Consider the following 11,655-nt stretch of genomic DNA (forward strand, 5'->3'; position numbering starts at 1 on the left):
GGCCGCCGCTGGCCCGGCGGCTTCGCCTTGAGTCCGGGCCGGGATAATTCAGCCAGGTTTGGATTTTGCTCGATACCTGTTAGCCTTGCGGTCTGAACCAAGGACACGCCCCCATGCCCCTCTGGCTGCAACTCCTCTCGCTGCTTCTGGCCACCGCATTCGGTGTGGCCCTGCTGATCCGGCTGGCCTCGATCGACGCGGCACTTTGGCAGAACCGGCGCATCATCGCCAAGCGGCTGCAGATCTATGAGCGCATCGCGCCGGATCTGAACCGGATCTACTGTTTCCGCCGCTATCTGGGCTATTGGAAAGAGATCTCGCCGCCCGATCTGATTTCCACCAAGCGGCGGCTGGACCGGGAGGTGAATATCTCACGCCATCTGTTGTCGGAAGATTTCTACCGCGCCTATCTGGATTTCATGGGGCTGACCTTTCGGACCTTTACCGGACAGGGCGAGGATGCCAAGATCCGCGCCGTGGTGGTGCATGATCTGGGCGACCGGCGGGTCCATGCCGCCTATGACTGGGATGCCGGGTTTGAATGGATGTTCGATGCCGAGGATCTGCCGACCGATTATCAGGTCGATGAGGCCTATATGATGGTGATGAACGGTCTCAGGCGCTGTGTCGGGCTGCGCGATTGAGCTGCATATGGCCCCCTGTCGGGGTCAAGAAAACCCCCGAAGCACACAGGCTTCGGGGGGTGTTCTTATTGCAATTTCGCATGATGGCCCGCTTAGCGCATGATATAGCCGGGCATCATCAGGTAAGGTGCAGCGTAATACGGCGTGGACGGGCAGCTCAGGCAGACCGGGCCGGGATAGGGCAGCGGGGCAGGATGCAGGTGCAGCGGTGCGCCGGGGTGCAGATGCGTCGGGGCCCGGTGCAGCACCGGCCGGGGCAGATGCGCGGGCTGCGTGGTCACGATGGTATAGCCATGGTGCCCGGCGCGGGTGATCGTGGTCGTATGCGCCGCGGCGGCAGTGCCAAGGGTTGCGGCCAGAACGGCCAGGGTGGCGAGGGTCGAAAGGGGTTTCATGTTCAATTCCTTATTAAAAGTCTGGTTTGGGTCAATGGATAGGTCGAGGGACGCAGCACAACCCTCGCCAAAGCGGCAAAGTTATGCAAAATCGCGCCGCTGATATCGGATATCACCCGCGGCGAGAGGCGAATTTACATGTTTGTTTTCAAATTGTTATCTGTGCCACCCTGGCCGCACCCGCAAGGCGTCTTGCAACATGGTGACCTTGCGTTAGGCTGGTGCCACCCCCTGTGATCGAGGCCCTTGAAATGCGTGATTTTTCTCAGATCCATGCCATCGCGGCCGACCGCCACGGCGGTGTGGATGCATTGGCGGCCGGTTTGGCCCCGGCGCAATCGGGCCGCGGCCTGTCAGAGAGCGGCCGCGTGCTGGCGATACCGGTGTGATGCGGATCGGCTGGTTGATATTGCTTTTGGCGCTTGCCGCCTGTGGCCGCCCGCTGAGCGAGGCCGAGCGCGTCTTTATGGCCGAGATTCAGCCGGGGTTGCAGACCGAGCCTATCCGGATGGTCGAAAACCCGCTGATCGGGCTGCGCGTATCCACCATCGCGGTGCGCCCGCGCGATACCTGCCGCGAGCTGATCCTGCCGCCGCCGACCACTGCGACGGTGCAGACCCGCACCGCCGGCGCGGTGTTGTTTCAGCGCGTCTTGATCGCCCCCGATTATTATCTCGAGGATTATCTGGACGGATATCCTGATCGGATCAACCTGATTGCGGCAATGTATTTCGCGCATGAGATGACACATGTCTGGCAATGGCAGAACCGCGATGTCACCGGTTATCACCCGTTGCGCGCGGCCGCCGAACAATGGGTCAGCGACGACCCCTATCTGTTTGATCCGAATGAGGAACGCAGCCTGTTGGATTATGGCTATGAGCAGCAGGCCAGCCTGGTCAGCGAATATGTCTGTTGCCGCACGCTGGACCCGGGCGGCGCGCGCACCGCGCGGCTGGAACGGATATTGTCGCCGCTGATGGAGACCCCTGCGGCGGGCGGGCAGAGCAGACTTATGGATGTGGCCCTGCCCTGGGCCGGTGCCGATACGGGTGGGATTTGCAGTTGAGGGCTTGCCGATTATACGCGCGCAGTCCAGCGTTGAAACGAGAGGCGGGCCGATGTCGCAAAACGTTCTGATCATGCTGGCGGCGGGGTTTGGCATTCCCATTCTGGCGGCGCTGAACGCGCGGCTTGGGGCCAATATCGGGTCGCCTGCGGCGGCGGCGCTGATCTTGTTTGTGGTGGCGTTCGGCGCGACCGCCCTGGTCACCATCGCCACCGGCCCCGGCGCGCTGTTGCGGCTGTCGGGGCAGCCCTGGCATCTGTTTCTGGCGGGCGTTCTGGTGGCGTTCTATGTGGTGTCCATCACCTATGTCGCGCCGCAATTCGGGGTTGGGAATGCGGTGTTTTTCGTGTTGTTGGGGCAGTTGGTTTCGGCGGCCCTGATTGATCATTTCGGCCTGTTCGGGGCGCAGGTATCCCCGCTGAGCGCGCTGCGGGCGGGCGGTATCGTGGTGATGGGGCTGGGCGTGGCGCTGACGCAATTGGCGGCGCGTTAAGGCACTTCCGGGAATAGCTGAGGCAGGGTGCATCGCTTGGACCGCGTTGCAATCCTTGAGTTCAGGCAGCGTCAGGTGGTTCAGGTTTTTTCGAGACCTGCTTTGGGGTCATGTCCCTAGGGTCATGACCCATTAACCCTGCGCCACTGGCGCTGATCTGCCGAAATATCAGCGGCTTGGCGCGCGCCGGTAATGGTGGCTCCATTTGCAAGCGCGCCGAGACGCTGAAATGAAGGCAGATCAGCGTCCTTCGGATTTGACGGATTTTCCCCCTGACCGCGTTGCGGGGCTTTGAAAATCAACCAGATTTACATGCGCCCCGCGCCTTGTCAGAGAAAAAATCTGTCAAACCAGTGGCGCAGGGTTAATGGGTCATGACCCTAATATGGTGGAGTTGAAACCCGCATCATTCAATGCCGCCAATGAATTCAAAACAGCCCTGTCTCGCCCGGCGGCAATGCCGGGCCGCGCCTGACCCTCCCCATGGGAGGGCGCGTTTGCAAGGTTTCCCATATCAAGATGTTTCGATTGGTTGGACCATCGTGACCCAAAGCGCCCGAAACTGCGCCCCCCAGGGTCAGGCGCGGCCCTCGTTTTGTCAATCAAACGGCGGGATGGTTCCAACCCTGGCGCGCGTTTTGAAGTCAGGAGGCTTGAGGGGCCTCAGCCGCGGCCCGATTTCTCTTCCAGCGTCAGCCATTCCTCTTCCGCTGCCGACAGGGCCTGCTGGCGTTCGGCCAATGCGGCGGAGGCTTTGGCGAATTTGGCCGGGGCGCTGGTGAACAGGTCGGGATCGGACAGGAATGCCTCGAGCTTGGCGATCTCGGCCTCCAGACGCGCCATCTGGCCGGGCAATTCCATGAGCCGGTATTGCTGGCTATTGCTGAGGCCGGATTTCGCGGTTGGCGCGGTTGGCGCGGATTTCCTGGACTGCCCGCGGGGTTTTCCCCTGGTTGATGCCTGCCCGGTATCGCCGCCGCGCTGCGCCATATAGTCGGAATAGCCGCCGGCATAGGTCACCGCGCGCCCGTCGCCTTCCATCGCGATGGTCGCGGTGGCGATCCGGTCGATGAAGTCCCGATCATGGCTGACCAGCAGCACGGTGCCGGGATAATCGCCCAGCAGATCCTGCATCAGGTCCAGCGTTTCGATATCGAGATCATTGGTCGGCTCATCGAGCACCAGCAGGTTCGATTCGCGTGCCATCAGCCGGGCCAGCAACAGCCGCGCCTTTTCGCCGCCCGACAGCGACCGGACCGGGGCCCGGGCCTGGGCGTCGGAAAACAGGAAATCCTTGAGATAGCCGACCACGTGGCGCGGCCGGCCGCGCACCATGATCTGATCGGACGCCCCCGAGACCGCCATGGACGGATCGAGCGCCAGGCTGTCCCACAATGTCGCGTTCGGGTCCAGTGCTGCGCGGGCCTGATCGAACACCGCGATTTCCAGCTTGGTGCCGTGGATGACGCTGCCGGTATCGGGCGCAATTTCGCCGGTCAGCACTTTCAGAAGCGTGGTCTTGCCGACCCCGTTGGGTCCGACAAAGGCCAGCCGGTCGCCGCGCAGGATGCGCAGGTCGAAGGGTTGAAAGAGCACCGTATCGCCAAAGGATTTCGAGATGCCCTTGGCCTCGATCACCCGTTTGCCGGATTTCTGCCCCGCCTCCAGCGCCATCGCGGCAGTGCCTTGGCGGCGGATCATGTCGGACCGGGTCTGGCGCAGCTCGCCCAGGGCGCGCACCCGGCCCATATTGCGCTTGCGCCGGGCCGAGATGCCTTCGACCGCCCATCGCGCCTCAGCCTTGATCTTGCGGTCGAGCTTGTGGCGGGCCTGGTCTTCTTCTTCCCAGGTCTTGTCGCGCCAATCCTCGAAATCGGCAAAGCCCTTTTCCTGACGGCGCACCTGGCCGCGGTCGATCCACAGCGTGGCCCGGCTGAGCGCATTGAGAAAGGCCCGGTCATGGCTGATCAGCACATAGGCCGCGCGGGTTTCGCGCAGCCGCGCCTCGAGCCAGGTGATGGCCTGAATGTCGAGGTGGTTGGTCGGCTCATCGAGCAGCATCAGTTCCGGCGCTTCGGCCAGAAGCCGGGCCAGCGCCGCGCGCCGCCGCTCACCGCCCGAGGCCGCCTCGGGGGTGGCGTCAAGCGTCAGTTTCAGCCCATCGGCCGCGGCCTCCACCTTCCAGGCGTCAGCCGCGTCCAGACCGGCGGTGGCGTAATCGCCCAAAGTGGCGAAGCCGGCAAAATCGGGATCTTGTTCCATATAGCCGACGCTGGCCCCCGGCGACAATGTGCGCGCGCCGCGATCCGCCTCGACCAGCCCGGCCATCACCTTGAGAAGGGTGGATTTTCCCGATCCGTTGCGCCCCACCAGCGCCACCCGGTCGCCCTCATGGACCACCAGCCTGAGGTCGGAAAACAGCGGCGGGCCGCCGAATGTCAGCGAAATATCGGAGAGTTGAAGAAGCGGTGCGCGGGCCATGCCGGTCGAGTATGTCGCCACGGCGCGCGCGTCAAGCTATGCGGCGTTATTGCCCCAACATCCATTGCCCTTCCGGCCAGAAAGCATGAAAGGCGAAGGCGAACATCACATCATGGGCCACATCATTGCCAGAGGCATCGCGCACCCGCACATTGCCGATATCGCGGCCCTCCCCGATCCGGTTGGTATCCAGCGCCGAGGCCTGCCCCGCGCCCCAGGACAGGGTCAGACCGGCCTCGGTGATCTCGCCCTCCGCGCTGAGCCGGGTCAAGGGCCAGGCGGCGTCACCCACGCGCACCACCCGGACCAGCGGCGGCACCCCGTTTGGCGGGTTCTCACCACTATAAAGAAACGGCTGGCGCGAACTGTCATAGCCGACATAGGGGTTGGTGCCATAGGGCCTGCGCCAATCGGGTTCATCCATCACCAGCCCGTCGGGGTTGTTGTCCAGATAGGATTGCCAGCCTTCGGTCCAGGTCGGCACCAGATCCAGATCGGTGCCGGTCAATTCGCCGACGATGGCGCTGCCGATGGCCTGCTGCCACCAGCTTTCGGTTTCGCGGTCATACATGATCAGGTTGGAGCTGAGCAGCTTGCCCGAGACCCCGAAGGACAGCAATTGGCCATCGACGCGCCGGTCAAAGGTGATCGCGGAATTGCAAAGCGGGCAGAAGGTGACCGCGATGGGCACGCCGCCGATCACATCATTGACGATCTCATGCCAGGTCAGATAGCGCAGCGGGTAGGCGCGCGGGGCCGCGCCCTCGATGCGCACCACGACAACCGGTTCGGTCGAGTCCAGCCGGGTCTCGGCGCTGGCCTCGATCATGCCCGGATCATCGATCGCGGGGATGCCGTCACGCGGCGGGCCGCCCGACAGGATCTCGGAAAAATCGACCGATGTGCGGGTGAAATCGGTGTTTGGCCATTCGCGGGCCCATATGGTCGGATTGGCCATCGCAGGCAGGCTTAGCGCCAGCACAAGGCACAGGCTGATTATTTGGCGCATCGGGACCCTCCGTTGACTATCATGGGCGACATCGTGACAGAGGCGGGTAAAAAAAACAGCCCTGCTCACGCGAAGGTGCACAGGGCTGATAAATCGTGAAGGCGGTGGCGGGCGCGGGTCTCAGTCTTCGATGACCCGGATCGCCACGATCCTGTCGGGTTCACCGATCACGGCCCCGTTGCGCCCGGCCCCGCGTTTGATGGCCTCGACCACCTCCATGCCGTCGATGACCTGGCCCACCACGGTGTATTGACCATCCAGTTGCGGGGTGTCTGCGAACATGATGAAGAACTGTGAGTTGGCGCTGTCGGGGTCAGGGCCGCGGGCCATGCCGACCATGCCGGTCTCGAAGCTGAGATCGGAGAACTCGGCCGGCAGATCGTCATAATCGGAGCCGCCGCGCCCGGCATAGCGCATGTCCATGCCCATCTGGCCGAACTCCACATCGCCGGTTTGCGCCATGAAACCGTCGATCACCCGGTGAAAGACCACATCGTCATAGGCACCTTCGCGCGCCAGCGCCACGATGCGTTCGACATGCAGGGGGGCGACCTCTTCGAACAGGTCGATGGTGATGGTGCCCTCGGCCTCGCCGGTGACGTCGATTTCAATCGTGACGGCGGCGGCAGGTGTTGCCAGCAGCATCAGCGCCAGGGCGAGTCTACGCATCGGCGGCCACCTTGACGCTGATCATCTGATCGGGGGTCGCGGGCGGCTCGCCCCGGGTCAGGGCATCGACATGTTCCATGCCCGAGATCACCCGGCCATAGACGGTATATTGGCCATTGAGGAAGTGATTATCCTTGAAGTTGATGAAAAACTGGCTGTTGGCCGAATTCGGATTGGCCGAGCGCGCCGCGCCGATAGTGCCGCGATCATGCGGCAATTTGGAAAATTCGGCCGGCAGGTCGGGCTTGTCGGAGCCGCCGGTGCCGGCGCTGCGCAGGTTGAAATCCTTGTTGGCATTGCCATTGGCGACATCGCCGGTCTGGGCCATGAAACCGTCGATCACGCGGTGGAACACGACGCCGTCATAGGCACCTTCGCGGGCCAGTTCCTTCATCCGGGCGCTGTGCTGCGGCGCAATATCGGCCAGCAGCTCGATCACGACCTGGCCGGTTTTCAGATCAATCAGGATGGTGTTTTCGGGGTCTTTGATATCGGCCATAGGGCCCTCCTCATGCGCAAAATCGCGGGCACCCTAGTGGGGCGCGCGACAAAGGGAAAGGGGGTGCGGGCGGTTAGGGGCCGTATTTCGCCTTCAGCGCCCGGTGAATGGCCGGCGGCACGAAATGGCGCACATCGCCGCCAAGGCGGGCGATCTCCTTGACCAGCTTGGAGGCAATGGCCTGACGTTCGGCATCGGCCATCAGAAAGATCGTATCAATGCCGGGATCCATCTTGCGGTTCATCCCCACCATCTGAAATTCATATTCAAAATCGGCCATGGCGCGCAGGCCGCGCACGATGAATTGCGCCCCGACATCGCGGGCGCAATCAATCAGCAGGTTTTCAAACGGGTGGGCCACGATCCTTGTGCCGGTGGCACGCGACAGCGCGTCGCATTCGGCCTCGACCATGGCCAGGCGTTCTTCAAGGCTGAACAGGGGCCCCTTGTCGCGGTTGATGGCCACGCCGATCACCAGCTTGTCAACCAGCTTGCAGGCGCGGTGGATGATATCGACATGGCCAAGTGTGATCGGGTCGAAAGTGCCGGGATAGAGGGCAATACGCATCGGGGAAGGCTCCGCATTGGGGGCTTCGAGGGGTGGGGCGCGCGGGCGGCGGGTGCCGGGCCGGGGTTCAGAACCCCTTGATCATGCTTTCCAGCGCTTCCTTTTCCATCGCCAGTTCGGCCAGCTGCGCCTTGACGACATCGCCGATCGAAATCAATCCGACCATCTCGTCGCCCTCCATCACCGGCATGTGGCGGAACCGGCCCGCGGTCATCTTGGCCAGAACTTCGCCTGATCCATCCGAGCGGGTGCAGGTGACGATTTCCGAGGTCATCACGTCATCGACCAGATCGGCCATGCATTCAGGGCCGCGGGTGCCCAGTTCGCGCACGATATCGCGTTCCGACAGGATGCCGGCCACTTTCACGCCATCGGGCGAGATGATGATGGCGCCGAATTTGCGGTCCGACAGAAGCTTGGCGGCATCGGCCAGCGTCGACCCCGGTGCCAGCGTCACCACACCTTCGCCCGATTTCATTTTCAATATTTGCTGAACGAGCATGATCTGGTCCCCTCGGGTGGTAAATTGCCTGTGATCAGCGTTTCGCCAGAATGCCGGGCTGTCAAGGCGTTAGGGTCAGGACCCGTTCATCCTGTGCCACTGGTTTGACGGATTTTTTCTCTGACAAGGCGCGGGGCTTTGAAAATCAACCAGATTGACATGCGCCCTGCCCTTCCAGCCGAGATATTTCGGCGCGCAGGCCCTGGATCAACGCCTCGGCAAAGCGGGTCAGACGTTCGGAGCGCCGGTCCGAGGCGTGGCGCACCAGGTAGAAAGACCGGGTCAGCGACACCTGGTCTTGCAGGATCAGCCGCAATTCCGGCGCGAAGGGCATGGCGAAATCATGGGCGATGCCGACGCCGCCGCGGGCCCGCATCAACATCAGTTGCACCGAGAAGGAATTGGAGGCCAGTTGCACCTGCCCGACCCCCAGTTCCGAGAGGTAATCCAGCTCCTTGTCGAAAATCATATCGGCGATATAGCCGATGACGGGGCGGTTTTTCAGCGCCGAAAGATCGGTGATCTGATCGGCGATTTCGACCGGGGCGGCCAGATGCAGGTGGTAATCGGCCACTTTCTGCACCGTCAGGCGGCCGGTTTCGGGCGGGCTGACGGTGATCGCCATATCGGCCTCGCGCTTGGACAGGTTGACCACCCGCGGCAGCGCCAGGATCTGGATCTCCAGATCGGGATTGTCCTTCCGGATCTGCACGCAGACCTGCGGCAACACGAAATTGGCGCTGCCATCGGGGGCCCCGATGCGGACCACGCCGGTCAGGGCCGCCCCCACGCCGGTCACCGCCCCGACGCCCGCGGCCAGCGCGCTTTCGGCCTGTTCGGCGGGCTCCAGCAGGCGCGCGCCGGCCTCGGTCAGGGTGTAGCCTTGCGGCGATTTCACAAACAGCGTGGCGGCCAGCCTGTCCTCGAGCCGGGCGATGCGGCGCCCCACCGTGGCCGGGTCCATGCGCAGCACGCGCCCTGCCCGCGACAGGCTTTCGCCGCGCGCCACGGCAAGGAAAATGCGCATGTCATCCCAGTTGGGCATCCCGGTGGCCTTTGCGAAAATGCAAAATGGTTTTGAAGTATTGTCTCTTTTTCGTGCAGGAATGCAAGGCTATGCTTGGCGCAACAGAAATTGGAGGATATGGCATGGAAAATCTCGGTCACTGGATCAATGGCGCGCAGGTGCCCGGGGCGGCGGCGCGGCAGGCGGATGTCTTCAACCCCGCCACCGGCGAAGTGCAGGCGCGCGTGGCGCTGGCAAGCAGCGCCGAAATCGACGCCGCCATTGCCGATGCCGCCAAGGCGCAGGTCGCCTGGGGTGCCACCAACCCGCAGCGCCGTGCCCGTGTGATGATGGCGCTGGTCGGGTTGATCAACCGCGACATGGACAAGCTGGCCGAAGCGCTGAGCCGCGAACATGGCAAGACTTTCCCCGATGCCAGGGGCGACGTGCAGCGCGGGCTGGAAGTGATCGAATATTGCATCGGTGCGCCGCAGATGCTGAAGGGCGAGTTCACCGACAGCGCCGGCCCCGGCATCGACATGTATTCGATGCGTCAGCCGCTTGGTGTGGTGGCCTCGATCACGCCGTTCAACTTTCCCGCCATGATCCCGCTTTGGGGCATGGGCCCGGCGCTGGCCTGCGGCAATGCGATGATTCTGAAGCCGTCGGAACGCGACCCGTCGGTGCCCTTGATGCTGGCGGCGCTGTGCCAGGAGGCCGGTCTGCCCGATGGCGTCTTGCAGGTCGTCAATGGCGACAAGGAAGCGGTCGATGCGATCCTGGACAATGAAACGGTGCAGGCGGTGGCCTTTGTCGGATCGACCCCGATTGCGCAATACATCTATTCCCGCGCCACCGCCAACGGCAAGCGGGCGCAATGTTTTGGCGGGGCCAAGAACCACATGATCATCATGCCCGATGCCGATCTGGATCAGGCCGCCGATGCGTTGATCGGGGCCGGCTATGGTGCCGCCGGCGAACGCTGCATGGCGATTTCGGTGGCGGTTCCGGTCGGCGAGGAAACCGCCGACAGGCTGATCGAGAAACTGGTGCCCCGCGTTGAGGCGCTGAAGGTCGGCCCCTATACCTCGGGCGATGATGTCGATTATGGCCCCGTGGTCACCGCCGCCGCCAAGGCCAATATCGAACGGCTGGTGCAGAGCGGCGTCGATCAGGGGGCCGAACTGGTGGTCGATGGCCGCGGCTTCAGCCTGCAAGGCTATGAGGATGGGTTCTTTGTCGGCCCGCATCTGTTTGACCATGTGACGCCCGATATGGATATCTACCGCCAGGAGATCTTCGGCCCGGTTCTGAGCACCGTGCGCGCGGCATCCTATGAGGAGGCCATCGGCCTGGCGATGGACCATGAATATGGCAATGGCACCGCGATCTACACCCGCGACGGCGACACCGCGCGCGATTTCGCCAACCGGATCAATATCGGCATGGTCGGCATCAATGTGCCGATCCCGGTGCCGCTGGCCTATCATACCTTTGGCGGCTGGAAGAAGTCGGGCTTTGGCGATCTGAACCAGCACGGGCCGGATGCGTTCAAGTTCTATACCCGCACCAAGACCGTCACCGCGCGCTGGCCCTCGGGCATCAGGCAAGGCGGCGAGTTCAACTTCAAGGCGATGGATTGATCCGAACACAACTCTGACGGGATAGATAAAGGCCCTCCGCATTGGCGCGGGGGGCCTTTTCGGTGTCATGCAGCCTTCGGTTTGCGACAATTCACACAAAGGCGTGATCTGCGCGGCCACAGATATTTACAGGCGCGCGCGGCGTCCCCATCTTGCCTCTACCCAGCAGGAGAACCGTAAAATGACCGACACGACCCGCCGCGCCGCCATTGCCACCATCCTTGCCACGCCACTGGCGCTGAGCGTGAGCCGCGCCCAGGCCGCCACCCATGTGGTCACGATCGAACGCTTTGAATATGATCCCGTCAATTTGCAGGCCTCGGTCGGCGATACCGTGGTGTTTACCAATCTGGACGGCGCGCCACATACCGCGACGGCCCGCGATGGCAGCTTTGACACCGGCCTGTTGGGCCGCAATGAATCCGGCTCGATCACGCTGACATCGGCCGGCACATTTGAATATATCTGCGTCTTTCATCCCGGCATGACCGGCACGATTACCGTCACTTGAACGGGCCTTGACGGAGCATAGTGAAAAATGGGGGGCCGCGATGCGACCCCCCGATCTGTTTTGAAAAGTTTTGGTGATGAAAGCGGATGCGGCGGGTTACAGCCCGTGCGGGCCGGAATCGCGCGCCGTGATCTTGCGCCCTGCCAGAGCGCCCGAGATCGCCACC

At 63.0% G+C, this 11,655-nt stretch carries 14 protein-coding genes; 6 read left to right on the forward strand and 8 right to left on the reverse strand.

What is annotated here, in order from left to right:
* Positions 1-113: 113 nt before the first annotated feature.
* On the forward strand, positions 114-644 hold the full coding sequence (locus ACW8PS_RS05300) for a hypothetical protein (RefSeq protein ID WP_491526268.1): 531 nt from the start codon (positions 114-116) through the stop codon (positions 642-644).
* 92 nt (positions 645-736) lie between these two features.
* Here ACW8PS_RS05300 and ACW8PS_RS05305 read toward each other — a convergent pair whose 3' ends face one another.
* Positions 737-1,039: a hypothetical protein gene (locus ACW8PS_RS05305; RefSeq protein WP_491526269.1), complete on the reverse strand. Its 303-nt coding sequence runs from the start codon at positions 1,037-1,039 to the stop codon at positions 737-739.
* A 251-nt stretch (positions 1,040-1,290) separates the two neighbouring features.
* Here ACW8PS_RS05305 and ACW8PS_RS05310 point away from each other — a divergent pair, with 251 nt between their 5' ends.
* Genes ACW8PS_RS05310 through ACW8PS_RS05320 form a run of 3 tightly spaced genes read left to right on the forward strand, consistent with a single transcriptional unit; the run spans position 1,291 to position 2,601 of the window.
* Positions 1,291-1,428 (forward strand): hypothetical protein, encoded by a 138-nt coding sequence (locus ACW8PS_RS05310; protein WP_491526270.1) that lies wholly within the window; start codon positions 1,291-1,293, stop codon positions 1,426-1,428.
* A 14-nt stretch (positions 1,429-1,442) separates the two neighbouring features.
* On the forward strand, positions 1,443-2,108 hold the full coding sequence (locus tag ACW8PS_RS05315; protein WP_491526271.1) for a hypothetical protein: 666 nt from the start codon (positions 1,443-1,445) through the stop codon (positions 2,106-2,108).
* 52 nt (positions 2,109-2,160) lie between these two features.
* Positions 2,161-2,601, forward strand: a complete 441-nt coding sequence (locus ACW8PS_RS05320) for a DMT family transporter (RefSeq protein ID WP_491526272.1) — start codon at positions 2,161-2,163, stop codon at positions 2,599-2,601.
* A gap of 663 nt (positions 2,602-3,264) precedes the next feature.
* Here the strand turns inward: ACW8PS_RS05320 and ACW8PS_RS05325 are convergent.
* The 7 genes from ACW8PS_RS05325 to ACW8PS_RS05355 all read right to left on the reverse strand — a co-directional run bounded on the left by ACW8PS_RS05325 (position 3,265) and on the right by ACW8PS_RS05355 (position 9,374).
* A complete protein-coding gene (locus ACW8PS_RS05325; RefSeq protein ID WP_491526281.1) occupies positions 3,265-5,082 on the reverse strand; it encodes an ABC-F family ATP-binding cassette domain-containing protein in 1,818 nt (605 codons plus the stop codon).
* A gap of 46 nt (positions 5,083-5,128) precedes the next feature.
* The gene (locus ACW8PS_RS05330) at positions 5,129-6,091 is read right to left on the reverse strand and encodes a DUF3179 domain-containing protein (protein WP_491526273.1); all 963 of its coding nucleotides are present in this window, start codon (positions 6,089-6,091) and stop codon (positions 5,129-5,131) included.
* A gap of 120 nt (positions 6,092-6,211) precedes the next feature.
* A complete protein-coding gene (locus ACW8PS_RS05335) occupies positions 6,212-6,760 on the reverse strand; it encodes a peptidylprolyl isomerase (protein WP_491526274.1) in 549 nt (182 codons plus the stop codon).
* A complete protein-coding gene (locus ACW8PS_RS05340; protein ID WP_491526275.1) occupies positions 6,753-7,259 on the reverse strand; it encodes a peptidylprolyl isomerase in 507 nt (168 codons plus the stop codon). Before ACW8PS_RS05340 ends, ACW8PS_RS05335 begins: the two co-directional genes overlap by 8 nt.
* Before the next feature lie 73 nt (positions 7,260-7,332).
* Positions 7,333-7,827, reverse strand: a complete 495-nt coding sequence (gene coaD / locus ACW8PS_RS05345; protein WP_491526276.1) for a pantetheine-phosphate adenylyltransferase — start codon at positions 7,825-7,827, stop codon at positions 7,333-7,335.
* A 67-nt stretch (positions 7,828-7,894) separates the two neighbouring features.
* A complete protein-coding gene (locus tag ACW8PS_RS05350) occupies positions 7,895-8,329 on the reverse strand; it encodes a CBS domain-containing protein (protein ID WP_491526277.1) in 435 nt (144 codons plus the stop codon).
* Positions 8,330-8,474: 145 nt separating this feature from the next.
* A complete protein-coding gene (locus tag ACW8PS_RS05355; protein ID WP_491526278.1) occupies positions 8,475-9,374 on the reverse strand; it encodes a LysR family transcriptional regulator in 900 nt (299 codons plus the stop codon).
* A gap of 104 nt (positions 9,375-9,478) precedes the next feature.
* Between ACW8PS_RS05355 and ACW8PS_RS05360 the strand changes: the two genes are divergently transcribed.
* Both ACW8PS_RS05360 and ACW8PS_RS05365 read left to right on the forward strand, forming a co-directional pair.
* The gene (locus tag ACW8PS_RS05360; RefSeq protein WP_491526279.1) at positions 9,479-10,978 is read left to right on the forward strand and encodes a CoA-acylating methylmalonate-semialdehyde dehydrogenase; all 1,500 of its coding nucleotides are present in this window, start codon (positions 9,479-9,481) and stop codon (positions 10,976-10,978) included.
* 181 nt (positions 10,979-11,159) lie between these two features.
* On the forward strand, positions 11,160-11,489 hold the full coding sequence (locus tag ACW8PS_RS05365) for a cupredoxin domain-containing protein (RefSeq protein ID WP_491526280.1): 330 nt from the start codon (positions 11,160-11,162) through the stop codon (positions 11,487-11,489).
* Positions 11,490-11,655: the final 166 nt, after the last annotated feature.

The organism is Alterinioella sp. (genome assembly GCF_058343375.1).